The 22,172-nt window shown below is 68.4% G+C and carries 22 protein-coding genes and 2 tRNA genes; 11 read left to right on the top strand and 13 right to left on the bottom strand.

Features of this window, described 5'->3' with window-relative positions; translation table 11 throughout:
• Positions 1-107: 107 nt before the first annotated feature.
• Positions 108-1,526, top strand: a complete 1,419-nt coding sequence (locus A176_RS32185; protein WP_002638075.1) for an endonuclease/exonuclease/phosphatase family protein — start codon at positions 108-110, stop codon at positions 1,524-1,526.
• A 45-nt stretch (positions 1,527-1,571) separates the two neighbouring features.
• On the opposite strand, the gene A176_RS32180 is transcribed toward A176_RS32185, so the two are convergent.
• Positions 1,572-1,925 (bottom strand): hypothetical protein, encoded by a 354-nt coding sequence (locus A176_RS32180; RefSeq protein WP_002636285.1) that lies wholly within the window; start codon positions 1,923-1,925, stop codon positions 1,572-1,574.
• Positions 1,926-2,066: 141 nt separating this feature from the next.
• Here A176_RS32180 and lspA (A176_RS32175) point away from each other — a divergent pair, with 141 nt between their 5' ends.
• The 5 genes from lspA (A176_RS32175) to A176_RS32155 all read left to right on the top strand — a co-directional run bounded on the left by lspA (A176_RS32175) (position 2,067) and on the right by A176_RS32155 (position 6,660).
• Positions 2,067-2,693 carry a signal peptidase II gene (gene lspA, locus A176_RS32175; protein ID WP_002636284.1) on the top strand — a complete coding sequence of 209 codons (627 nt, stop codon included), beginning with the start codon at positions 2,067-2,069 and terminating at the stop codon, positions 2,691-2,693.
• A 33-nt stretch (positions 2,694-2,726) separates the two neighbouring features.
• A complete protein-coding gene (gene lspA, locus A176_RS32170; protein ID WP_002636283.1) occupies positions 2,727-3,335 on the top strand; it encodes a signal peptidase II in 609 nt (202 codons plus the stop codon).
• 114 nt (positions 3,336-3,449) lie between these two features.
• The gene (locus A176_RS32165; protein ID WP_002636282.1) at positions 3,450-4,754 is read left to right on the top strand and encodes a prolipoprotein diacylglyceryl transferase; all 1,305 of its coding nucleotides are present in this window, start codon (positions 3,450-3,452) and stop codon (positions 4,752-4,754) included.
• A 41-nt stretch (positions 4,755-4,795) separates the two neighbouring features.
• Positions 4,796-6,040 carry an MXAN_5187 C-terminal domain-containing protein gene (locus A176_RS32160; RefSeq protein ID WP_002636281.1) on the top strand — a complete coding sequence of 415 codons (1,245 nt, stop codon included), beginning with the start codon at positions 4,796-4,798 and terminating at the stop codon, positions 6,038-6,040.
• Between the two features lie 233 nt (positions 6,041-6,273).
• Complete coding sequence (locus tag A176_RS32155; RefSeq protein WP_002636280.1) at positions 6,274-6,660, top strand: hypothetical protein; 387 nt, start codon at positions 6,274-6,276, stop codon at positions 6,658-6,660.
• 6 nt (positions 6,661-6,666) lie between these two features.
• On the opposite strand, the gene A176_RS32150 is transcribed toward A176_RS32155, so the two are convergent.
• The 3 genes from A176_RS32150 to A176_RS32140 are packed head-to-tail and all read right to left on the bottom strand — an operon-like array spanning position 6,667 to position 9,441.
• A complete protein-coding gene (locus tag A176_RS32150) occupies positions 6,667-7,395 on the bottom strand; it encodes a LytR/AlgR family response regulator transcription factor (RefSeq protein ID WP_002636279.1) in 729 nt (242 codons plus the stop codon).
• On the bottom strand, positions 7,392-8,447 hold the full coding sequence (locus A176_RS32145; protein ID WP_002636278.1) for a sensor histidine kinase: 1,056 nt from the start codon (positions 8,445-8,447) through the stop codon (positions 7,392-7,394). Before A176_RS32145 ends, A176_RS32150 begins: the two co-directional genes overlap by 4 nt.
• A 40-nt stretch (positions 8,448-8,487) precedes the next feature.
• Positions 8,488-9,441 carry an alpha/beta fold hydrolase gene (locus A176_RS32140; RefSeq protein ID WP_044890318.1) on the bottom strand — a complete coding sequence of 318 codons (954 nt, stop codon included), beginning with the start codon at positions 9,439-9,441 and terminating at the stop codon, positions 8,488-8,490.
• Positions 9,442-9,603: 162 nt separating this feature from the next.
• Here A176_RS32140 and A176_RS32135 point away from each other — a divergent pair, with 162 nt between their 5' ends.
• Positions 9,604-10,890: a rhomboid family intramembrane serine protease gene (locus A176_RS32135; RefSeq protein ID WP_002636275.1), complete on the top strand. Its 1,287-nt coding sequence runs from the start codon at positions 9,604-9,606 to the stop codon at positions 10,888-10,890.
• Between the two features lie 113 nt (positions 10,891-11,003).
• Here A176_RS32135 and A176_RS32130 read toward each other — a convergent pair whose 3' ends face one another.
• Both A176_RS32130 and A176_RS32125 read right to left on the bottom strand, forming a co-directional pair.
• Entirely contained in the window at positions 11,004-11,831 is an 828-nt protein-coding gene (locus A176_RS32130) for an SDR family NAD(P)-dependent oxidoreductase (protein ID WP_002636274.1), read from the bottom strand.
• Positions 11,828-12,274 (bottom strand): NADAR family protein, encoded by a 447-nt coding sequence (locus tag A176_RS32125; RefSeq protein ID WP_002636273.1) that lies wholly within the window; start codon positions 12,272-12,274, stop codon positions 11,828-11,830. Before A176_RS32125 ends, A176_RS32130 begins: the two co-directional genes overlap by 4 nt.
• A 148-nt stretch (positions 12,275-12,422) precedes the next feature.
• Here A176_RS32125 and A176_RS32120 point away from each other — a divergent pair, with 148 nt between their 5' ends.
• Together A176_RS32120 and A176_RS32115 are read left to right on the top strand one after the other, a co-directional pair.
• Positions 12,423-12,713 carry a hypothetical protein gene (locus A176_RS32120; RefSeq protein WP_044890319.1) on the top strand — a complete coding sequence of 97 codons (291 nt, stop codon included), beginning with the start codon at positions 12,423-12,425 and terminating at the stop codon, positions 12,711-12,713.
• The gene (locus A176_RS32115) at positions 12,713-13,618 is read left to right on the top strand and encodes a tetratricopeptide repeat protein (protein WP_002636271.1); all 906 of its coding nucleotides are present in this window, start codon (positions 12,713-12,715) and stop codon (positions 13,616-13,618) included. Before A176_RS32120 ends, A176_RS32115 begins: the two co-directional genes overlap by 1 nt.
• A gap of 22 nt (positions 13,619-13,640) precedes the next feature.
• On the opposite strand, the gene A176_RS32110 is transcribed toward A176_RS32115, so the two are convergent.
• The 3 genes from A176_RS32110 to A176_RS32100 all read right to left on the bottom strand — a co-directional run bounded on the left by A176_RS32110 (position 13,641) and on the right by A176_RS32100 (position 17,418).
• Positions 13,641-14,555 (bottom strand): DUF6929 family protein, encoded by a 915-nt coding sequence (locus tag A176_RS32110; RefSeq protein WP_002636270.1) that lies wholly within the window; start codon positions 14,553-14,555, stop codon positions 13,641-13,643.
• Between the two features lie 44 nt (positions 14,556-14,599).
• Positions 14,600-15,925, bottom strand: coding sequence for a magnesium transporter (gene mgtE / locus A176_RS32105; protein ID WP_002636269.1), 1,326 nt, complete (start codon positions 15,923-15,925; stop codon positions 14,600-14,602).
• A gap of 140 nt (positions 15,926-16,065) precedes the next feature.
• Positions 16,066-17,418, bottom strand: coding sequence for a hypothetical protein (locus A176_RS32100; protein WP_002636268.1), 1,353 nt, complete (start codon positions 17,416-17,418; stop codon positions 16,066-16,068).
• A gap of 402 nt (positions 17,419-17,820) precedes the next feature.
• Between A176_RS32100 and A176_RS32095 the strand changes: the two genes are divergently transcribed.
• Positions 17,821-17,892 (top strand) — tRNA-Gly (locus A176_RS32095).
• Positions 17,893-17,926: 34 nt separating this feature from the next.
• A tRNA-Leu gene (locus tag A176_RS32090) sits at positions 17,927-18,000 on the top strand.
• Between the two features lie 16 nt (positions 18,001-18,016).
• On the opposite strand, the gene A176_RS32085 is transcribed toward A176_RS32090, so the two are convergent.
• The 4 genes from A176_RS32085 to A176_RS32075 are packed head-to-tail and all read right to left on the bottom strand — an operon-like array spanning position 18,017 to position 22,051.
• Positions 18,017-19,243 carry a tyrosine-type recombinase/integrase gene (locus A176_RS32085; protein ID WP_044890320.1) on the bottom strand — a complete coding sequence of 409 codons (1,227 nt, stop codon included), beginning with the start codon at positions 19,241-19,243 and terminating at the stop codon, positions 18,017-18,019.
• Positions 19,240-19,491, bottom strand: a complete 252-nt coding sequence (locus tag A176_RS38400; protein ID WP_082282873.1) for a helix-turn-helix domain-containing protein — start codon at positions 19,489-19,491, stop codon at positions 19,240-19,242. The genes A176_RS32085 and A176_RS38400 overlap by 4 nt, the downstream gene beginning before the upstream one ends.
• Positions 19,488-21,080 (bottom strand): DUF5906 domain-containing protein, encoded by a 1,593-nt coding sequence (locus A176_RS32080; RefSeq protein ID WP_144429657.1) that lies wholly within the window; start codon positions 21,078-21,080, stop codon positions 19,488-19,490. The genes A176_RS38400 and A176_RS32080 overlap by 4 nt, the downstream gene beginning before the upstream one ends.
• On the bottom strand, positions 21,020-22,051 hold the full coding sequence (locus tag A176_RS32075) for a hypothetical protein (protein ID WP_002636264.1): 1,032 nt from the start codon (positions 22,049-22,051) through the stop codon (positions 21,020-21,022). Before A176_RS32075 ends, A176_RS32080 begins: the two co-directional genes overlap by 61 nt.
• Positions 22,052-22,172: the final 121 nt, after the last annotated feature.

Genomic DNA, 22,172 nt, shown 5'->3' with positions numbered 1-22,172 from the left:
CGCCATAAGTCACGGGACCGTCACATTGGGATTTCCTATACTGCGGTGGCCGTCGGCCCCAGGTGTGGCAGGCGACGTTCCCCCTTCCGACTCCCGAGTCCGACAGCATGAAGAAGACCCTCACATTCCTACTGAGTGCGGCGGTGACGCTCACCCTCCTCACCGTGTCGTGCGGTGACAGCACGCCGCCACGGCTTCCCGTTCCGCTCGAGGACGGTGGGGTGCTCTGGACGGACTGCTCCCCCGAGGGTGTCGCCGAGGACTGCTCCCAGGGCGAGGCGTGCCTCTTCGTCGAGTCGTACAACCGCCATCTCTGTGTCCAGGCGTGTGATGCGCAGGCGGCTTGCGCGCATCCGGACGCGGTCTGCTGCGAAGGCGCCGGGGGCAACTTCTGCGTCCCGAGCGGCACCTGCGAGGCGCCCGCTCCCGACGCGGGGGCGGAGGAGGACGCCGGCGAGACGGGTGAGCCGGACAGCGGCGTGTCGGAGGACGCGGGCTCGTCCGATGACGACGGTGGCACGACGGGCGAGGACGACGCGGGCACCGAGCCCGACGCGGGCACGGAGCCTGATGCGGGCACCGAGCCCGACGCGGGCACGGAGCCTGACGCCGGCACGGACGTGGATGCCGGCACCGACGCTGGCACGGACGTGGATGCGGGCACCGACGCGGGCACGCAGCCGGACGCCGGCTCCGACGTGGACGAGGACGCGGGCACGGACGCTGGGACGGACGGGGGCTTCACCAACATCCGGGTGATGGCGTCCAACCTGAGCAGTGGCCGCTACCAGTCCTATGACCCCGGCCACGGCATCCGTCTCATCAAGGGCGTGGATCCGGACATCGTGCTGATGCAGGAGTTCAACTACGGGAACAACTCGACCTCGTCCGTCAGCACGCTGGTGGATCAGATCGCGCCGGGCTTCTACTGGTCCCGCGAGACGGGCGCGCAGATTCCCAATGGCGTCATCAGCCGCTGGCCCATCCTCGAGTCCGGGCAGTGGCCGGACCCCCGCGTGAGCAACCGCGACTTCGCCTGGGCGCGCATCGACATCCCGGGTCCGCGCAAGCTCTGGGTGGTGAGCGTGCACCTGCTGACCTCCAGTGCCAGCAACCGCAACGCGGAGGCGCAGGCCATTGTCAGCCAGGTCCGCTCGCAGGTCCCCGCGAACGACTACCTCATCATCGGCGGCGACCTGAACACGGACAACTTCAACGAGTCGTGCTTCGCCACCTTCCGTCAGGTGGTGACGACGGCGGGCCCGCACCCGGTGGACCACAACGGCAGCACGGGCACCAACCGCAACCGCAACAAGCCCTACGACCAGATTCTCGCGGACGAGGACATGCGCCGGTTCCAGCAGCCGGTCGTCATCGGCTCCAGCACCTTCCCCAACGGCCTGGTGCTCGACAGCCGGACCTACCGGCCGCTGTCGGAGATTGCCCCGGTGCAGTCGGGCGACAGCACCGCCGAGAACATGCAGCACATGGGCGTGGTGAAGGACTTCCTCGTCCCGGCCTTCTAGGCGGGGCGGGCGCGCGGCGGCGGGAAACCACCGCCGCCGCGGGCCTCAGAAGCTCCACTTGTGTTTGTTGCGCTCGATGAACCGCGCCACCGGAGGAATCCGGGCGATGAGCGGCGTGAGCACGAACACCGCGGCGAACCGGAGCGGCTTCACCACCTGGGATGCCGCATAGGCCGCCGCCCAGCTCCCCGCCTTCTGTCCCGTGCTGCTGGGCTCGAAGCCGAACTGGATGGCCGCGTAGAAGCCGACCACCACCAGTCCGAAGATGACGTAGTTCACCGCGATCGCCAGCGGCCCGTATTCGAGCATCAGCGTCTTGAAGCGGGCCACCAGCGAGGGCTTCGCGGGCTTGCTCGCGGCGTCGGTGGGTGGGGGCGTGTCGGAGACTGAAGGATTCACGTCGGGCTCAACAGGCGGCATGGCCGCACCATGCCCCAAACCGGTGCTGGCCGGGAAACAGAGCGGGCTGCCGGGGGAGGGGTGGGCGGGGTCTCCGAGTTGTCAGGAATCCTGGGCGCGAGTTAGAGGGAATGCAGCGATATGAAAACCTCCCTTCGCCTCCTCATTCTCGTGGCCATCACCGTCCTCGTGGCGGATCAGGTGACCAAGTACCTGGCCGTCTCCCGGCTGACGAATGCCCTGGATGGACGGGAAGGGTTGGCTCGGGTGACGGGCTACTTCACCGAGCAGAACCTGGACAACAACCCGCCCCCCGAGGATGGGAAGTTCTGGGTGTCCCGCCCCTATCGCTTCATCGAGGACTACTGGCACTTCCGCTACGTGGAGAACCCGGGCGCCGCGTGGGGCATGTTCTCGAGCCTGCCGGACGTGGCGCGCCGCATCTTCTTCCACGTGGTGAGCGTGGTGGCGCTGGGGTTCATCTTCATGATGTACCGGCGCACGGAGCCGGACCAGCAGATGGTCCGGGTGGCGCTGGCGCTGATTACGGGCGGCGCGCTCGGCAACTTCATGGACCGGCTGCTGCGCGGCTACGTCATCGACTTCATCGACTGGCATTGGCGCAACCAGCCAGGGATGCGCTGGCCTACCTTCAACGTGGCCGACGCGGCCATTGTCGTGGGCGTGGCCTTCATGCTGCTGGATTCGTTGAAGGTTCGCCGTCCGGACTCCGTGCCGGCATCGCTGACGGAAAGCCCCAATCCGTGACGGAGGGGTGGTGGCTGGTGTAAGTCCCGGCCCGTGCCGCGCAAATACATCATCCTCCTCGCCGTCGCCCTGAGCGTCATCGTCCTGGACCAGTGGACGAAGTACGTCGTCGTCCGCGAGCTGACCACCCAGATGGATGGCAAGGAGACCCTGGGCGAGCGCCTGGGCGCGATGTACTCCTCGCCGCCGCCGCAGGGCTTCAACGGGCTGCACTACCAGCCCCGCCGGCACATCGAGGTGTCGGAGAACTTCTTCCGCCTGCGCTACGCGGAGAACCCGGGCGCCGCGTGGGGCATGTTCCGCAGCCTGTCGCCGGAGACGCGGGGCCCGCTCTTCCACGTGGTGAGCCTGGGCGCGGTGCTCCTCATCTCCTTCTACTTCAGCAAGCTGTCGGGCTCGGACCCCGAGGAGAAGTGGGCGCTGTGGGGCCTGCCGCTGGTGCTGGGCGGCGCGCTCGGCAACTACATCGACCGCATCGCCCGGGCCTTCGTCATCGACTTCCTGGAGGCCCACTGGTTCGACAAGGCCGCCTGGCCTTCGTTCAACGTCGCCGACGCCGCCATCTGCGTGGGCGTGGGCATGCTCCTGGTGGACGCCTTCGTCCGCAAGGAGAAGCCCGCCCAGGCGCCGTCCAAGGCGTAGTCCTTCGAAACAGGCCGAGCGGCCGGGCAGTCGTCACATGGGCGCGCATGCCCGTCGTGCCGTCCGCGCAAGCAAGGTAGCCTTCGCGCGCATCCTCCTCGCCGCGAGGTCTCCTTGCTCCCCGTCCTCGTCCACCTCACCTTCACGTCGCTTGGGTCGCAGCTCCTGCTGTACGTCCTCGCGGCCGTCACGGTGGGCTACGTCACCGTCAATGGATGGCGCAGCGCCGAAGGGGCGTTGGATGCCGCCACGGGCGTACGCGCGCCCGTTCCCGCGCAGGACCGGCTGCTGCGCGCGGCGGGCTACTGCCTGATGGGCGCGGTGTTGGCGTGGTTCGGCTTGCAGTACTCGCTGCCGCCGGGCGCCTTTCCGGGGGCGAAGGGCGAGGGCATTCCCCTGCACACCTATGGCCTGTTGCTGGCGCTCGGCTTCATCGCGGCGGTGACGGTCGCGGGCCGGCTGGCGCAGGACGAATGGCGCCGGTTGGAGTGGAAGGACGGCGCGTGGGTGGATGTCGAAGGGCCGAGGAAGCGCGAGCAGGTCATGGACATGACCGTCTGGATTCTGCTCGGAGGCATCGGCGGCAGCCGGCTCCTCTTCGTGCTCGTGAACTGGCGGGACTACGCACAGGACTGGTCGCAGGTCCTCTCGCTGGGCGGTGGGCTCGTCTTCTACGGAGGCCTGATCGGCGCCGCCGTGGCGGCCTTTGTCTTCGCGCGGATGCACCAGATCGACTTCTGGCGGCTCGCCGACGTGTGCATCCCCACCGTGTCGCTGGGCCAGTGCCTGGGCCGGCTGGGCTGCTTCGGTGCGGGGTGTTGCTGGGGCGACGTGGCGCCCGCCCACGCGGCCACCGCCGTGCACTTCCCGGGGAGCGGCATCGCGCAGGACCTCCTGGGCCGTTTGGGAAACACGTCCAGCCTGGCGTATTCGTCCCAGCTCCAGGACACGCGCTTCGTGGTGGAGGCCACGGGTGAAATCTTCCACCACGCCGCTCCGGGCGCGGTGCGCATCGCCGACTGGGCGGCGCAGATGGGCCACACCCTGGGGGTGTATCCGACCCAGCTCTTCGAGTCCGCCGGTCAACTGCTGCTCTTCGTGGGGCTGCTGTACGCCCGGCGCTTCCGCCGCTTCCACGGGCACGTCCTGGCCCTCTGGCTGATGGCCTACGCGGTGCTGCGCGGCACGGTTGAACTCTTCCGCGGGGACGTGGAGCGGGGCACCCTGCACGGCCTGTTGCAGTCCCTGGGGACCACGGACCTGGCGGCGGCGGTGCCCCTGGAGGCGTGGTACAATGTCTCCACCAGCCAGGTCATCTCGCTGTGCATGTTCGCCTTTGGCGCGGTGCTGCTTGCCCAGAAGGGCCGTCGCCGGGAGAGCGAGGCGGCGGGCTTGGGGCCTACACCCTCGGCTGCGTGAGGTTGAATCGCGCGGGCCTCTTGGGGACACTCTGAGGAGTCATGCCGCCCCCCGACGCCCGACAGTCCGCCTCCAAGAGCTTCGCCGGTAAGTCCTCTCCGGCCGACCCTGGCTCCAGCGAAGCCGTCCTTCAGGAGTGTGAGGCCCTGGAAGCGGAGGTCGCCGTCCTCCGCAACCTCTACGAGCAGTACTTCCTGGGCAACGAGCGGCAGGCGCCCACGCGTGCCCACGACGACCTCAAGAAGCGGATGAACAAGCTGAAGGGCGCGTTCATCCGCAGCACCTCGGCGAAGTTCCGCGTCGCGGGCCTTCACAACAAGTTCCTCACCTACGAGCGGCTGTGGATTCGCACGCTCCAGGAAATCGAAGCGGGCACGTACCGCCGGGATGTCTTCAAGGCGCGCCGCCGCGCGGAAGGCCGCAAGCCCACGTCCGCGACGGAGGGCAGCCAGAAGGGCGTGGTCGAGCTGCCCGAGGACATCTCCGACATGGACTTCGAGGAGGTGGAGGAGATGATCCGCCCCCGGCCCATCAACGAGCCGAAGGTGGCCGCCAGCTACCTCCAGGCGCCGGAGGGAACCCCCGCCAAGGGCACCCCGGCCGCGGCGCCGCTGACGCCCGCGGTGGCCGCGGTGGGGGGCACGCCGCAGAAGACGCCCGCGGTGGCGCCGCTGACGCCCGCGGTGGGGGGCACGCCGCTGCGAGGCACGCCGGCCGTGGCGCCGCTCACGGGCATTCCGTCCGTGGCGCCCGTGGCCGCCACGCCCCCGCGAGGCCTTCCCACCGTGACGGCCCCCGTCGCGGGGACGCCGGCCAGGGGCACGCCCACGGCGCCGCCGGGCATGGCGGCGAAGGCGCCTGTCAGCACGCCTCCGATGTCGAGCTCCGCTGCGTCGCAGAGCACACCTCCTCCCGTGCGGCCCGCCTCCGCCAGCACGCCGCCCGCGGGGCGTTCCGTCGTGGGTGCCGCAGCCAGCGCGCCGCCACCTTCCAGGCCCGGCGGCGCGGCCACGGTCAGCACGGCGCCTCCGTCGCGGACCGCCTCGGTGCCGCCGCCTTCGGGCAGTGGTGGGATGGCCGACGACAAGCTGCGTGCTGTCTACGACGCGTACGTCACCGCGAAGCGCCGCTGCCAGGAAGACACGTCCAAGCTCTCCTACGAGTCGGTGGCGGCCACGCTGCGCAAGCAGGTGCCGGAGCTGCTCAAGCAGCACAACGCGAAGGCCGTGGAGTTCAAGGTCGTCATCAAGGACGGCAAGGCCTCGCTCAAGGCCGTGCCGAAGTAGGAGGGGCCGCCGTACAGCGGCGCACCTGCCTTCCGTTGTCGAGTGGACGCGGGTGTGCGAGCGCACCCTTCCGGTGCCGACCTGCGCCCCGCGTCGCCAGTGTCGGCTTTCGTCGCCTGCTGAAAAAACGACTGCCTCGGGCGGTGGAGCGGGTTGTCGCTCCAGGGCGCCCTCCCTAGCTTGCGTTTCGCTCAAGGAGCCGACGGTCGGCGCGAGACACTGTGGGAGGCGACGTGGGGATTCGGCGGAAGTGGCTCGGGCTGGCAGCGGTGGTGGGTCTTTTCCTGGGAACGGGGTGCGCGTCGTCCTCGCAGGAGGCCAAGGAGCGTCTCGCGGTGCTGGAGGCGGAGGGCGAGGCGATGGACACGGTGCTCGACTCCGTCGAGGAGCGGCTGCTCGGCAATCAGGCCATGCTGCTCCGCTGGCAGGAGCTGGGCCGTCGTCACCAGGAGGTGACGCAGCTTCACTGCGAGTCGTCGGATCCGCACATGGTCGCGATGATGAAGCACTACAAGAAACAGGAAGACCGCGCGCGTCAGATCCGCCGTCGTCGTGGCGGTGTGGCCGCGGTGGATACGTCGGTCCTCACCTCCGGCAAGGTGCCTGTCGGCAACAACTGACGCGCCTCAGACGCTGAGCCGTTCGCGGAAGCGCTGGGACTGACGCCGAGACATCTCCACCTCTCGGCCACCGCGCAAGCGCGCCACCAGGGTGCCGCTCGGACCGGGCTCCAGGGCCTCGATGAAGTCCAGGTTGATGAGGTGCTGACGGCTGGCGCGGAAGAAGCGCGCCGGGTCCAGCCGCTCCTCCAGGTAGCTCAGTGAGCGCAGCAGCAGGGGCTCATGTCCCTCCAGCGTCAGCCGCGCGTAGTTGCCCTCGGACGTGATGAGGGGCACTTGCGAGAGCTGCACCAGCCAGCAGCGTTCGCCGTCCCGGACGAAGACTCGCTCCAGCGGTGCTCCGGCGGCGGGGGCCACGCCCACGGTGGACCGCGCGGACTCCACGCGCCCGCGCTGACGGACGCGCTCCAGCGCGGTGGCGAGCCGCTCCGGTTCAATGGGCTTGAGCAGGAAGTCGAGCGCATTCACCTCGAAGGCGCGCACGGCGTGCACGTCATATGCGGTGGTGAAGACGACGTCGGGCGGCTCCTCCAGTCGCGCGAGCACGTCGAAGCCCGTGCCGCCTGGCATCTGGATGTCGAGCAGCAGCAGGTCGGGAGCCAGCGCTTCCACCTGTCGGCACGTCTCATCCACGTGGGTGGCCTCGCCCACGATTTCCACGTCCGGGAAGGCCGCGAGCAGTCGGCGCAGCTCTGCGCGGGCCAGTCGCTCGTCATCGGCGATGAGGGCTCTCATGACAGGGCCAGGGGAATGCGCACGCGCGCGGTGGTCAAGGCGGGCAGGGTCCGGTCCAGGTGCAGCGAGGCGCCCGTGCCGCACAAGAGGCGCAGGCGCTCGCTCGCGTTGTGCAGGCCCACGCCGCTGCCCTCCGCGGGCGCGGGCGTCGGGGCGGCGGTGTTGGAGACCTCGAGCAGCAACACGCCTTCGCGGATGCGCGCGGAGACGGCCACCTCTCCGCCTTCGGGCATCTGCGCCACGCCATGCTTGATGGCGTTCTCCACCAGCGTCTGCACCAGCATGGCGGGCACGGACATGCTCAGCGTGGCGGGTTCCACCTCCTCGCGCACGCGCAGGCGGCTCTCCAGCCGCACGCCCTCCAGCTCCAGATAGTCACGCACCACCTGGAGCTCCTGCTCCAGGGAGACAGTCTCCTTGTCCCGGGAGGACAGCGCGTAGCGCAGCAGCGTGGACAGCCGCGTCACCACTTCCTGTGCGCGTGCCGGGTCCTCGGAGATGAGCGCGCGCACGCTGTTGAGGCAGTTGAAGAGGAAGTGCGGCTGGAGTTGCGACTTGAGGAAGCGCAGCTCCGCGGACTGGGCCGCGGCCTCCAGCTTCCACCGCTCCACTTCCACCGTCCGCGCGCGCTCGACCGCGTGGAGCGTGAAGTAGAGCATCAGCCACAGGGACATCAGGATGGTCCAGACGAAGCCGCTGACGAAGAAGATCGCGAGCGAGGCCTGCTCCAGCGTGTACAGGCGCAACACGAAGACGCTCAGCCCCAGGAGCGTCAGGTTCTGCACCAGCCCGAGCCCCACGGCCGTGACGAGCATGCGCGGGGCCAGTTGGATGACGGGCAGACGGGCCCATGCTCGCAGCGGCAGCACGGCGCGGCCCAGGTGCGTGATGAGGGCGCCGCAGAAGCTGAACGCCCACAGTGCGGCCAGGCCTCCCGGTATCGCTCGGGACGGCGCCATCATGACCAGCGCGGAGTTGATGAGGGCATAGAGGCCCCATCCTCCGAGCTGACAGGCCACGTAGACCCAGGTTCGCGTACGCGAGGACTTCATCGAGGCGACTCCCACGGCGGACAGCGGGACTCCACCACACTCACGGGCGCGGCTCCACCTGGGCCATGGGGGCGTGCGCTCCCAGGAAGCCGTCCAACTCGCGGAAGAAGCCCTGCGGGTCGTCCCACATGAGGAAGTGCCGGGCCGTGTCGTGCATGACGACGCGCGCGCTGGTGAGCGCGGCGTACTGGCCCTTGTACACGGCTTCAATCGTCTCGCGCGGCACCTGGCCCTTCAGTGCGATCCACGAGCCCAGGACCAGGGTCGGCGCGGTGATGCGGGGCAGCTCCGGGCGCAGGTCCGTGGTCATCAGTTCGTACATCGCCTGAGCGACCGTCTCGGTGTCTGAACGGGTTCCCCAGCCGAAGGCGATGTCCTGCTGCGCTTCGTCGGTGATGTAGCGGCGCAGCGTCTGCCGCAGCACTTCGTTTCGCTGGGCGACGGGCTGGGTCCGCATCTGCGTGCGCATCTGGTCGGCGTAGGGGCGGCTGCTCTCCACCGTGGCGCCGGGGTACATCGCCGCGGGGAGGAAGGGCAGGCTGTCCACCACCACCACGCCACCGACGCGCTCGGGGACGTCCGCGGCCACCGCGAGCGCCAGCACGCCGCCCAGGCTGTGGCCCACGAGGATGGGGTTCTCCAGGCCCTGCTCATGCAGGTAGGCCGCCACCGCTCGGCGCTGTGTCTCGAAGAAGGGCGCGGACACAGCGGGCTGTCCCGCGAAGCCGGCCAGGGTGAGGACGTGGATATCGTACTGGCCACCCAGGTGCGCCACCGTTTCACGCCAGACATCGCCCGACGAAGCGAGGCCGGGGATGAAGACCACCGGTCGTCCCTTGCCACTGCGCGCGACGTGGAACGGTGTTGGCGTTCGGGCCGTGGCGGACTCGGAGGCAGTGGGGCCTTCGCCGGAGGATTCCGCGCCGGAGGTGGAGGCGCAGCCGGACACGAGGGACATTACGAACAGCGAGGAGAGGACGCGGCGGCAAAGCATGACAGGCTCCCGGGGCGGAACGGGTGAGTGACGCGAGCGGCAAGGTACGCCCCGGCTGGAGGTGCGCTCCGAAGACTCCATGAGCGGCTCTTCGTGGGGATGAATGGAGCCGGGAGGGGATGACTGGCGCGGCTTCCGGCGCATCGGGCAGGCTCCCGTCCCATGTCCGCGCAGCCTCAGCCCGAGCCACCGCCGCCCGCATCATCCTCGGCCGAGCAGGAGGATGCGTCCTTCGCCGTGTACCTCGTGCGCAAGCTCCTGGCGGAGCAGGGCTTCGAGCCGGGGACCTTCCCCGAGGCCTCGGCCCTGGAGGCTGCTTCAGACGCGGTGCTCACGTACTCGGACGGGATGTCCGCCGTCATCGTCTGTGTGGTTGACCGTGAGCAGTCGCCCTCGCGCGTCTTCGGCCTCGACGTGGCGGCCTTGGAGCGAATTGGCAAGGACTGCCTGAAGTACACGGGCGGAGTCGGTGGGACGAAGCTTCCCCTGGGCTTGCAGGTCATCGAAGTCGGAGGCGCCGCGCTCTCCGAAGAGGACCGGAAGCGGCTGCACGCGCTCCGCCTGGGACTCTTCAACAAGGTGCATCTGCAGGCGATGCACGTGGACACCCGCGCGAAGACGGTCTGGGCCAGCACGTGGCGCCGCGCGAAGGTGTCACGGGGCTATCTGCGAGGCCTGGTGTCGGCGCCACGCCGCGTGGCGGAGCCCGAGGACGTGGCCGAGCCTCCCGAGCGAAAGCCCTGGCTCACGTACGTCTCCCTGGTGGCGATGGCCTGTGCCTTCATCGCGGAGCACCTGCTGCGCTTGGGGGCGGAGGGGGAGGGGCCGCTCGCGCTCGGCGTGCAGACGTTGGTGGCGCTGGGTGGAGTGAACTCGGGGTTGGTGCTGGAAGGCGGGCAGTGGTGGCGGCTGCTGACGGCGCCGTTGCTGCACGGAGACCTCTTCCATCTGCTGTTCAACGGCTTCTGCCTGTGGTTCGTGGGGCAGACGCTGGAGACCCTGGTGGGCCGCGCATGGTTGGGGCTGTTGCTGTGGGTGGGCGCGCTGGGGGGCGGCGCCCTGTCGATGGCCATCAACGATGTCTCGGTGGTGTCGGTGGGAGCCTCCGGCGTGGTCACCGCGCTGCTAGGGGCTCTGTTGGCGGTGAGCCGCCGGTATCCGCCCGGACCGGAGCGCGTGCAGCTCCAGATGATGTCGATTCAAATGCTGCTGCCGTCGCTGCTTCCCGTGGTCATGACCCGCACGGGCGGCGCGATTGATTGCGCGGCACATCTGGGGGGCGCGCTCGCGGGTGGGGCGGTGGGCCTGGTGTTGACCCAGGTCTGGTCCAGGCGAGAGCCGGAGCCACCCGCGAGGATGCCCTTGCTCGCGCTCGGGTGGGTGGCCTTTGCGGCGTTGCTGATGAGCATGGGCGCCGCGTGGCGGTACCGGCAGATGCTCGAGCTGTAACTGTCGAGCGCGCTGCTGCGGCAGGGGCGTGAGAGCGATGCGCGGACTGTGATTGCTCCCTTCTGCGAGCCACACCCCGCTGGGATTGTGCACGGCGGCGCCGTGGGGTGGCGTCACCCTCTGCGCAGGAGCCACGCGCGCGCGGTGCGGTCCAGCGCCGCGACGGTGCGGAGGAAGAGACCTGGCGACATCCGGCGCAAGCGCCAGCCCCAACGCGCATCCGCCATGGGGACGCTGTAGAGGCTCCGGGCATCCACGGCGCTCAAGAGCTTGCGCGCGATGACGTCCGGGCCGATGCGGGCTGACCCCACCATCTGGACGGCAAGGGTGCGCAGCGTCTCGTCGGCGTAGCGGCCCATGTTGGCGATGTTGGTCCGGAAGAAGCTGGGGCACGCCACGGTGACGCCGATGCCGGCGGCCTTGAGCTCCACATGCAGCGTCTCGGAGAGCGCGACGACGCCCGCCTTGGAGACGTTGTAGGCCGCGAGGTCCGGCACATAGACGAGCCCTGCGGACGAGGCGATGTTGAGGATGTGCCCGGAGCCCTGCAGGCGCATGCGAGGGGCGAAGACATGGCAGCCGTAGATGACGCCCCACAGGTTGATGTCGAGCACCCGCTTCCACTCGGCCAGGGGAAGCGCGCCCACGGCGCCCGCGCTGACGACGCCCGCGTTGTTGACGAGGAGGTCCACGCCGCCGAACACCCGCGTCGCGGTGTCAGCGAGTGCTTCCACCTGGGCCACGTCGGTGACGTCACAGCTCACGACGTGCGCCTCACCGCCCCCCTGCGTGACGCGAAGGGCGGTCTCCTCGGCGGAGGTGGTGTCCACATCGGACACGACCACGCGGGCCTTGCGGCGGGCGAGTTCCTCGCACAGCGCCCGGCCCAGGCCGCTGCCCGCTCCGGTGACGACGACTCGGGGTTGAGATGGAAGGCTCATGTGCGTTGGCTCAGGGCCTCACGGACCTCCATGAGGATGCGTCCCAGCATGTTCCGTCCATGGCCGTCTCCGCCATCACCCCAGTCATCATCCTGCTCGGTATGTTCGATGAGCGTGGCCTCGCCCGTGTCGAGCAGGAGCCTCGCGAGCTGCGCGTGCTGGGTGAACTTGGCTTGGACTGCCTGCCGCATCACGGAAACCTTCACGGACTCCCAATCACGCCGAAGCTTACGTTTGCGGTCTCTGCCCATCCGCGCGGCGAGCATCGGAGTCCGGGCGTTGCGGACCGCTTCCTGGTCGGCCGGGGCCGCGAACTTCTGTGCCTGGAAGTAGTGCTCGCTCGTGGGCCAGGTCTTGCCGTTGAGTCGGATGGGGTAGGGCGCGAAGTTCGAGCACCAGCCGCACGTGTCGGTGACGCTGTAGAAGCGGATGACATGGGACATGGAAACCTCCGATGCCGCGCCATGACGCGAGCGCACAATCCATCCCTGACACCGGGTGCTCCCTGACACACCTGACAATCCTGTCCCGATTCCGGTCACGTCCGCGCCCCCGCCTTCACAAGCACCCAGGCAGGCGAGCGTCGTGCCAGTGACGACGCGATGGAATCCGGGTACAACCGGCCCCGTGAGACGCGCTTGGTGCGGAGCGTTCGCCGCCATCGCGGTGGGCCTCTTCGGATGCAATGACCTGGAAGTCTGTGGCTCGACGGCCAGTGACATCACGCGTGATGGTGGCGAGCCCTATCGCTGCGTCACCTCCGAAGACTGTCCGCGCACTTCTCGCGTCAACGTCTGTGTCACGGACGTCTCCCCCGTGGAGGTCTGCGTTCGGTGCCAGGATACGAAGTGCGTCTCCGTGACGCCGGAGGCGTGTGATTGATGAAGCCCCTGCGGCTCGCGCTCGCCGTGCTGTCCCTGGCCGCCACCGGGTGCCGGGACAAGCCCGTGGACCATCTCCAGCGGGCCCGTGACGCCACCTATGAGAAGCGTCCCGATGAGGCGCTCGTCGAATACCGCAAGGCCTTCGATGCGCTGCGCCACGACTCGACGCCAGAGGCGCTGGTCCTGCGTGCACGCGCGCTCAAGGGCGCCGCGGATGTCTATTGGCTGGAGCAGCGCAAGGTGAAGGAGGCGGTGGGCGTCTACCGCGAGCTCATCCAGCAGTGCCCCGAATCCCCCGAGGCGCTCGAGTCCCGCATCATCCTGGCGGAGCTGCTGCGGGTGCACTACCGCGACTTGCGCGGCGCCATCGATCAGCTCACCGCCGCCCTCAAGCTCAACCCACCGCAGGGCGCGGAGCTGCACTACCTGGTGACGAAGCTCTACTTCGAGCTCGGCGACTATCAGCAATGCGAGCTGGAGACCCGTCGGGTCATGGAGCGCTTCCCCACCAGCGCGTTCGTGGATGACGCCCTGTACCTCCAGGCCCAGGCCATCGCGATGATGGACGGCCGCCGCCAGGAGGCCTCGCGCACCTTCGCGGACCTGCGCACCCGCTTCCCGGACTCCGAGCTCGCGCCGCACGCCCTCTTCGAGATGGGCAAGCTGCGCGCCGACGCGGGCGAGAACGAGAAGGCCATCGAGACGTGGGTGGAGGCGCTGAAGACGCACCCCGACCCGCCGCTCGTGCAGGACTACATCGCGCGAGCCCGCCGGCGCATCGCCAACACCACCGCCGCGGGCGTGGGGCAGCGCGAGGTGGCCTTCGACCGTGTCCGCCCCGCGCGCACGTCGTTGGAGGCGGTGGGTGGCAGGCCCGAGGAAGCCGCGCACGAGAACAACTGAAGCCTCGGGCCCGCCCCAAGCGTTACGCGGGCGCGTCCAGCGTCGCCGCCTGCAGGCTCGCCGGCGACGCGCCCACCTCGGAAGCGGAGATCAGCAGCACGTGCACGCGTCCCTGCTCCACCCGGGCATCCACTCCGGTGAGCAGCACGGGCCCTTCGGGCGCGTCCAGGAACAAGGGCGAGCCATCCGGCGCCAACACGCCCACGACCGAGCCACCCGCTGCCGGTGACGTGCCGGGATTGCCCGCGGTGGCGGTGAAGACCATCCGTCCATCCGGCAGCGGTGAGGCGGCCGTGAAGGTCAGCCGCATGCCTCCCGCTTGTCCCAGCTCCCAGCGGCGGGTCATGCGCACCACGTCTGGCCCCAGCGCGCCCGCCTCCAGGCCGCGTAGGACGCGCTCGGCGTCCAGGTCCACCAACGCGTCCGTCCCGGGCTCGCCACTGCCACGTTGCAGCAGCCGGAGCAGCCCGCCCGCCTGCGCGGCGCCCGCGATGTGGAGCGGTCCGAGCTCCCGCGACAACTGGGTGTACAGCGCGCTGCAGTCCACGGACCGGGCTTCACCGGCCAGCGTGCCATCGGCGCCCAGGGCCATCACCGCGCCCCGGTGGCGGCCCTCGGAGCGGCCCGAAGGCAGGAGCAGGAGCGCCCCGTGCGGAGCGCCGCTCAGGGGGCCCACCTGACAGAGGACCTCCAGGTCGGGGGTCGACGATTTGAGCGACACCGGCTCATCGGGTTGGTGGTTCGCGAAGAGCACCACCCCGTGTCCCGGTTCGTCTCCGTCCAAGGGGAACGCCGCCAGGTGCAGCGGTTCCTCCGCGACGGTGTAGAGCCAGTTGCCCACGCGCACCAGGCTGCTGGCGGAAGTGACGTGTGACGGGCGTCCTGAAACGAAGGGCGCCTCCAGGTCGAGGGTACGCCGTGCAGTGAGGTGAATCATGGCCGTGCCTCCCGTGAAGCCAAGGCCTCACGGGCCCCGGCGCTTCACAGCAGCGTACCCCGCAGAAGCAGGCTGGCGACGGTGAAGTAGATGACGACGCCGCTAACGTCCACCAGTGTGGCAACGAAGGGGGCCGAGGCGCTCGCCGGGTCGAAGCCGCACCGCCGCAGCAACAGGGGCAGCATGGAGCCAGCCAACGTTCCGAACGTCACCACGCCCAGCACGGACAGCGCGACGGTGATGCCCAGCGCCAACGCATGCTCGCCATAAATACCGGTGATGGAGTTCCAGACGAGGATGCGCCCCAGACCCACCACGCCCAGGACCAGCCCCAGCACGAGGCCGGAGAGCAGCTCGCGGCGGGCCACGCGCCACCAGTCCTTCAGGCGCATCTCGCCCAGCGCGAGCGAGCGGATGATGAGCGTGGAGGCCTGGCTGCCGGAGTTGCCGCCCGAGGAGATGATGAGCGGCACGAAGAGGCTCAGCACCACGGCGGTGGCGATTTCGTCCTCGAAGCTGCTCATCGCGGTGGCGGTGAGCATCTGTCCAAGGAAGAGCACCAACAGCCAGCCGATGCGCTTCTTCAGCATGCCGAAGAAGCCGACCTCGAAGTAGGGCGCCTCCAGGGCCTCCATGCCGCCGGCCTTCTGGATGTCCTCGGTGGCCTCTTCCTGCACGACGTCGACGATGTCGTCGACCGTGACGATACCCTTCATCCGCTGCTGGGCATCGAGCACGGGCAGGGCCATGAAGCCGTGCTCGGTGAACAGGCGGCTCACCGCTTCCTGGTCGGTGTCCTCGGACACGGTGATGACATCGCGCTGCATGACATTCGCCACGCGCTTGTCACTGGCGGCCTGGAAGAGCTGGCGCAGGGACAGCACCCCCAGCAGGTGCTGCTCGGCGTCGAGCACGTAGGCGTAATAGACGGTCTCCACGCGCTCGCGAGCCTGCTTGCGCAGGTAGCCGATGGCCTCGTCGATGGTCATGTCCGGCCGCACGCGGGCGAAGCGCGGGTTCATGAGACCGCCGGCGTCATCCTCCGCGTAGGCCAGCAGCACATTGACCTCGCGGCGGCTGGCGTCGTCGAGCTGCGTGAGGATGGAGTCCGCTTGTTCGGGCTCCACCGCCTGGACCAGGTCGGCCAGGTCGTCCGGGGGCAGCAGCCGCACCCAGGTCCTGCGCTCGGCGGGCTCCAGGTGGAGGATGAGCTCGGCCTGCTCACGCGCTGACAGGCCCAGGAAGAAGTCGTCCTTCACCGGCGTGGGGAGCAGCCGGAAGCCCTCCAGCCGCTCGTCGATGGAGAGCACGGGCCACGCCTCGTGCAGTTCCTCCATGGAGAGCGGAGCGCTCTGGGGGCTTTCCATCATGGGGGCTCACCTCCGGGCGTGTCGGGTGGAGCGCGTGGTGCCGCGGCGCGCCGGCCTCTCTACACCCATGGGCCGGGCATCGCGAGGGGCAGGCAAGCGACATTTCGCGCTTTTCTTCCGTGTGTGCCCCAACGGTCCCCTTATTTCAACGAGGACTCATTGCGTTCGTACACCCGGGTGCTCCGGCCCGTGCCCGCTTCCCAGTAGAACCGGGGAGTGGCGGTCCGCACGCCATACGGCAGGTCCACGTTTGCGGGAAGAAGCTCCAGTCCCAGGGGACCGGGTGTCGCGGGCACGACGGGCACGATGAAGCCGACCTGGGACTGGCGCCATTGGAGAATGGGCAGTGCGGCGCCAGGGCGAAGGGGCGCGCTCACCAGTTCGATGGGCGCGTCCACCATCAGGGTGCCTCGCTCGACCAGGGCGCCATTCTCCGCGGCCCACCGGTAGAGGGTCCGCCCCGGTTGCGGTGGCGCGTCGTTGTCCACGCGGGTCCAAAGCGCGCTGTCCTCGGTGCCCGCTGGCACGCCGGGCAAGGCCTGGCAGGGTGTCTCCGAGGCGACGAATCCCCCAGCCGGTCCGACCTGGAAGGCGCACGCGAGGCTGTCCGGCCCCGGTGCCATCTGGATGACCTGGACCTCCGTGGGGCCCGTGCGCACGAGCACGCCCTGCACCAGGTCCACGCCGAAGGGGACGCGGCGGGGATGGCCCCATGGCGTGGGCGTGGCTCCGGTGACGACGCCCTCCGGCGTGAAGGTGAAGCGGTGCAGGTGCTCCATGTCGAGCACCCACAGTTCATCTTCGGTGGCGAGCCTGCTCTGGACGAGGGTCACCGTGTCGCGTTGGCTGAGCAGCAGCGTGCCGGTGAGCACGAGCTCCGCGCCGGTGTCGATGAAGCGGCGCACCCGGTTCTCACCCACGCTCCAGACGACATTCCCCACGATGGCCACGTCCGGCGGTCCGGAAGGTCCCACGAGCCGTGTTTCGTTCCCGTCCTTCGCGTGGAGTGCCACGCCGTCACACACCCAGGTGCCGTGCGTGGTGCGGTCCAACTGGGTGCAGCGGGGCAGGTCGAAGAGGGTCGCGTCACCGCCGCGCCATTCCGCCGCGACATAGGTGCCGAACTGCTGGACGCTGCCCACAGGCGCGAAGGCCACGCGGACATGGTGGCGCCCCGTCGTTTTCGGAATGAAGCGCACGGTGGCGGACTGTCCGCCGTCGGCGAGCGACGCCTCCGAGGCAACGAAGTGGTTGTTCGGGTCGAAGACCTCCGCGCTGACGCTGTCCGGGGCCTGGGACAGGGACGGGCCCTCGCAGGACGCGCGCAGGCTGGGGTGGACCACGAACTCCGCGATGTTTCCCAGAACGACCGCCGGTGCGTTCTGCCCGGAGCCCCCGGGAGGCGGCAGGAGGTTGCATTCGTCGAAGCCGCTGGCGCAGCCGGACAGGAAGAGGGCCGCGGAGGACGCGAGCAGGCGGGGAACGGTCTTCATCGCGAGGGAGCGCCGCCTGGGTGACCTCGGCCAAGGCGGAGGCGGCTCATGCTCCAGGGCCACATTACCGCATTCGCGGGCGGGGCCCGAGACAGGTGGTTCGCCGTGTCAGGCCCAGCGTTTTTCTCGCGTCATTTTCCGCAGAAAGGAGCGGTGACATGACGACGATGTGCCTGACGAGCCCGATGAATTCCGACACCTTGAACGACACTGTCCTCGGCATCGGTGTGCTCGCGCCCGTCGCCTTCGGTCCCGCTCCCGTGCTGCCTCGCCTACCCGCTGGCGGTAGGGAGCCCGGCTTCTGACGCCTCGCGCCCGTCCTTCGACGTGGCGTGGCAGGTCAGAGGCCGGGCTCCCCAGCGGGACCCCGGCCTCTTGCTTTTCAGGGCCGGTGCGGCACGCGCGGTTGTGGCCGAGTGGTGAGGCCCCTGGTCGCCAGCCAGGTGAACGCGGGTTCGAATCCCGCCGACCGCTTTTTTGGCAATCCCTGTTGTCGTCGTCGCAGCACGCCGCGGTAGCCCAATCGGTAGAGGCGCTGCACTCAGAATGCAGAGGGTGCGGGTTCGAATCCCGCTCGCGGCAAGTTTTCCGAGCCTAATTACGCATGGTTGGCAACGGCCTCCGTCCGTGTTGCACCTGTGTCGCATGCGGGCGCAAGAGGCAGGTCCAGGACGCGGACGGCGTTCCTCCGCGTATCCGGACTGAGATGGGCGTACCGCTCCGTCATGTCGATGGTGGCGTGGCCCATCAGCTCCTGAATGACCTTCAGCGGGATGCCCCTCATCGCAAGGTGGCTCCCGTAGGTGTGGCGCAGGTCATGCCAGCCGATGATTCCCACCTCGCGAGTGATGCCCGCTCGTCGAAGTGAGCGCTGGAGTGGCCGCTCCATCCTGTGGGCAGTCAGCGGCTTGCCGTCATCCAGGCAGAACACGTAGGCCCCGCGCAGGTGCCGATGCGCCTTGAGTGCGTCCACCACGGATGCGGGCAATTCAACCGTTCTCTCGCGGCCTCCCTTGGGGATGTCTGTCACGCCACGCCAGATGGCCCGGCGCACGTGGAGGAGCCCCCGCTTCATGTCCACGTCATGCCACTGGAGCCCGATAATCTCCCCCTGACGAAGCCCCGTCTTGATGGCTACGAGGAGCACGGGCTTCCACTCCGGTTCGGCCATGTCGACGACCCGCTCGGCTTCCTCGAATGAGAGGAAGTCGAAGGTCGGCTTGGGCACGTTCCCAAAGAGCTTCACGCGCGGCGCTTGGGCGATGACGTGTTGTTCAACGGCCACGCCCAGGAGCTTGCTTAGAACCGTGAGGACGTTGTTGATGGTCTTCAAACTCAACGCCTTCGGGCCCGCAGCCTTGCGCTTGCGGATGGCTGACTGGGTCGCGTTCTCTTTCCGGGCGTGCGCCGCAGACTTCTTCTTCCGCATCAGCGCCTTGAAGTCCTCGATTTGCGCCGGGCCGATGGCGTCCAGTGCCATCTCTCCGAAGAACGGGACGATGTGGTCATCAAGAATCTGCCGCTTGCTGACGACGCTGGAGTGCTTGTTGTTGTTCTCGCTGTAGGTGAGGAAGCGCGGTGCGAACTTCGCCACCGTGAGCGCGCAGCATTCCTCCTTCTGCTTCTCCTTTCCGAAAGTCCCGTTGAGGAGCGCGTTACGCAATTCGCGCTCGTACTGCTCGGCACCCCGGCGCGTCTGGACGGGCGAGGACTTCACGACTCGCTGTTTCCGTCCGTCCGGGTGGTGGAACACGAAGTCCACTTGCCAAGCCTCCTCGACCTTCCCAGTCCTGCTGTTCTGCCACTTCCGCAACCTGACGCTCATCGGTGACTCCCGAGCGCAGAATCACGGCCCTTACCTGTTGGGCATTCTACCAATGCTGCGCGGCGGATGCGGACCGCTTTCCCGACGCGGACGACTCCGGGCATCTGTCCGAGCCGGATGGACTCATAGAGCGTCTTCCGATTTACGCGCAGGAGTGCTGCGGCCTCTTCCACGGTGAGGAAGTCGGGAACCCCGGTGCGGGCCACCGCTGCGAGCACAGGGGCCTTGCGACAGGTGCTGTGGCTCATGAAGGTTTCCCCAGCAGTCGGTCCCGCAGGGATCGCGGCCTCGTAAAGTGGGGATGGGCATTCGAGGTTGATGGTGGGATGGAGTTCGGCGCAGGGAACGGAACTACCTTCGCTTCGTTGCTCGAAAGGACGTTGCTCCCGCTCACGTGCCACGGAGGAATCCAGCCCCGCGCCTTGCTGTCGCGGTGCTCAATCCAACCCGCTGCCTTCAGCGCGGCAAGGAAGGTCCGTTTCTGTGGTGGGTGCTTCTGTCCGGTGGACTTGCAGAAACCCACCATGGCCACGAAGAGGGCGTCATTTGTGATCGCTTGAGTCTTTCCGACTCGGGGCCCCGTGGTCGTGGTCCAAATCGAGGCGTAGTAGGGGACGTGTGTCGCCCAATTGTAGAGCTGTCGGTCTGGCTCGGGGCTCTCGCTGAGTTCTCGGAGGAATTGCTCCGTTACGGGCTCGCTGAGTTGCTGGAGTTCATCGCGGGATGCGTTCGTGTGCGGTCTGCGGACGCGCTTCATGTCCACCGCTCGGGTGTTCATCTCGTAGGCGAAGGCGGCCACCTGCCGCATGAACTCTCGTGTGAAGGCGTCATCCGTGCCCGGAGCATGGAGCGACTCCAAGAAATCGCGGTGGGACAGCCCCAGGTCCGGGTGTTGGTACTCGGCGGGCTTCGTCCTGTTGTGGAAGACCGTCCATCGCCGGTCGCTCTCCTCCAGTTCGATGGGCTTGGAGCGGTTGGTCGCCGCGACGAGCGCGACGCGGTTGACCGCTGGGGTACGGGCAACGCCCTTGCTCTCCAGGAACACCTCGCCATCGGTGATGGTCGCCTTGAGACCGTCGCCCAGCGACCCACCACGCTTGTGGTTGTCGAGCAGCTCGTTGGCGAAGACCAACAGCTTCGTGGCGAAGTGGTGATTGTAGGGCTTGGCGAGGTCGGCTTCCCCAATCTGGACGCAGTTCGCGGGGCCGAGTACGTGCGCCAGGATGCGATAGAGCACGTTCTTTCCGGTGCCCGGGGGGCCCTGGAGAAGGACTGCGGTTCCTGGCTTGGAGCCTGGGTTCTGCACCTTGAACGCAATCCAGTTCAGGAGCCAATCGAGCCCGGCTTCATCCTCCGCGAGCCAGAGAAGGACGCGTCGCACGTCGGCCCAGTCCCCCGGTGCAGGGGTAAGCGTTGGTGCCTCCCACGTGTTGACCGCGTACGTGTCGTCCTCGCGAGGCAACAGCTCGGGGGCGTTGGGGCGGCATTCGAGCCCCATGACTCCGACGCAGAGCTGCGACACGTTGGGTCCTACGGCCAAGGGGCTGGCACCTCTCGGCCACGTGTCGCGTGGGTGGAGAAGCTGGCGCAGTATCAAGTAGTCCTCGGCGGCCTTCTGGGTGAGGAAGTCCGAGCTGAAGGAGCGGCCACCCGGTCGGCGCGACAGGTAACGCTCCAGGGGGACGACCTTCACCAGAGGAAGTCTCGCAACAACGGCGCGTGCAGCTTCTTCGTCGGCGTTCGAAGCGGCCTCATTTTCGGGAGGGCAGTTCGGAGTCATGAGGCGCTCCCAGTTCGATGGTTGGAGGTCGCCACGAGCAGGACGGTTCGACGCCATGCGGCTTCTTCCGCTTCGCGATTGGCCTTCCGCTGAAGGTCCCACTGCTGGAGCTTGGCGCGTGCGCCGTCCAGTCCTCGAAGCGCCTCCCCCCAGACGTCGCGGGAGGGCTCCAGCTTGCCGAGCGCATCCAGTGAGCGCTGGGCGATGGCGAGCAGGCTCTTCGAGCTTTCGTCCGGTGCGGCAACCCTGGCGAGCATCTCCGTCAGCCGGTTGATGCCAAGGTGGCGCTGGCCGTCGAGCATGAGCACTTCGCCTGCGTCCATCTGCGCGATGACCTGGCAGTAGTCCTTCCGGTTGAAGCGGCGCAGTCGCTTCCGAACGGCCTGGAGGTCCACGGAGGCCGCTCCGGTGACCTGCTGCATGTCGGGGCGCTCGACGTAGCGGGCAAACGGCTGGCGCAGCATGGGGCCAAACAGCGCTTCCACGTCGAGCGGTTGGCCGCGGTGATGCTCGGGAGCAGGGCGCGGGGTCGGGTTCGCGGGGTTCCAGCTTGGAAGGTAGTAGAGGCGCGCCACGTCCTTGCAGGACGCATCCGCCTTCAGCGCGGCCGTCGCCTGTGCCGCGAGTCCCAAGTAGTCCATGAGGCGCGGCCAGAGGCTGTCGGCCCACCGGCTTGGCGAGCCAACCGCGACGGGCTCACTGAACGGGAGGACGACGCGGTAGCGGATGGGCTTGATGGGATGCCCGTAGGAATGGGTCGGGTATGCGAGGAACCAGAGGCCCCGCTGGCGAAGGCTCGCGAGCCACGAGTCCAGCGCGGCCTGCTCCTCGCAGTCGAAGTCCACGACGGCCATGGTGACGTGCGAGAAGTTAGCATTGCGCCTGTACGGCGTGGGCGTGGGGGCGCCGCCCTTGCCCTCGTACAAGCCATCCGTACGCGGTGGGAGAGGCTTGGCGGGGATGACGGCGTGACCGTCCTTCTCCGTGCGAAGCGTCGGGTCCAGGGCGTCCTCGAAGAACTCCGACATGAGGCCATCAATGGACGAGAACTCCCGGACAGAGAGTTGGTCTGGTTGGAAGCGCGAGGGAGTGATGCAGAGAGTCCAAGTCATGGGGCACGACGCTGGGGAACTCGACGGAGGCACGACG

It is taken from the genome of Myxococcus hansupus, from assembly GCF_000280925.3.
GTDB lineage: Bacteria > Myxococcota > Myxococcia > Myxococcales > Myxococcaceae > Myxococcus > Myxococcus hansupus.
The sequence above is the reverse complement of the archived record's forward strand: the minus strand, read 5'-3'. Positions and strand labels throughout refer to the sequence as shown.

Bases quoted from the DNA above. Each gene is read 5' to 3' on its own strand.
- A176_RS32110 (WP_002636270.1), bottom strand. From the start codon at position 14,555: ATGATTCACCTCACTGCACGGCGTACCCTCGACCTGGAGGCGCCCTTC.
- A176_RS32145 (WP_002636278.1), bottom strand. From the start codon at position 8,447: ATGAAGTCCTCGCGTACGCGAACCTGGGTCTACGTGGCCTGTCAGCTC.
- A176_RS32140 (WP_044890318.1), bottom strand. From the start codon at position 9,441: ATGCTTTGCCGCCGCGTCCTCTCCTCGCTGTTCGTAATGTCCCTCGTG.
- A176_RS32080 (WP_144429657.1), bottom strand. From the start codon at position 21,080: ATGGCGTCGAACCGTCCTGCTCGTGGCGACCTCCAACCATCGAACTGG.
- A176_RS32135 (WP_002636275.1), top strand. From the start codon at position 9,604: ATGTCCGCGCAGCCTCAGCCCGAGCCACCGCCGCCCGCATCATCCTCG.
- A176_RS32160 (WP_002636281.1), top strand. From the start codon at position 4,796: ATGCCGCCCCCCGACGCCCGACAGTCCGCCTCCAAGAGCTTCGCCGGT.
- A176_RS38400 (WP_082282873.1), bottom strand. From the start codon at position 19,491: ATGAGCCACAGCACCTGTCGCAAGGCCCCTGTGCTCGCAGCGGTGGCC.
- A176_RS32125 (WP_002636273.1), bottom strand. From the start codon at position 12,274: ATGTCCCATGTCATCCGCTTCTACAGCGTCACCGACACGTGCGGCTGG.
- A176_RS32150 (WP_002636279.1), bottom strand. From the start codon at position 7,395: ATGAGAGCCCTCATCGCCGATGACGAGCGACTGGCCCGCGCAGAGCTG.
- A176_RS32085 (WP_044890320.1), bottom strand. From the start codon at position 19,243: ATGAGCGTCAGGTTGCGGAAGTGGCAGAACAGCAGGACTGGGAAGGTC.
- A176_RS32130 (WP_002636274.1), bottom strand. From the start codon at position 11,831: ATGAGCCTTCCATCTCAACCCCGAGTCGTCGTCACCGGAGCGGGCAGC.
- lspA (WP_002636284.1), top strand. From the start codon at position 2,067: ATGAAAACCTCCCTTCGCCTCCTCATTCTCGTGGCCATCACCGTCCTC.
- A176_RS32075 (WP_002636264.1), bottom strand. From the start codon at position 22,051: ATGTCGGAGTTCTTCGAGGACGCCCTGGACCCGACGCTTCGCACGGAG.
- A176_RS32100 (WP_002636268.1), bottom strand. From the start codon at position 17,418: ATGAAGACCGTTCCCCGCCTGCTCGCGTCCTCCGCGGCCCTCTTCCTG.
- mgtE (WP_002636269.1), bottom strand. From the start codon at position 15,925: ATGATGGAAAGCCCCCAGAGCGCTCCGCTCTCCATGGAGGAACTGCAC.
- A176_RS32185 (WP_002638075.1), top strand. From the start codon at position 108: ATGAAGAAGACCCTCACATTCCTACTGAGTGCGGCGGTGACGCTCACC.
- A176_RS32115 (WP_002636271.1), top strand. From the start codon at position 12,713: ATGAAGCCCCTGCGGCTCGCGCTCGCCGTGCTGTCCCTGGCCGCCACC.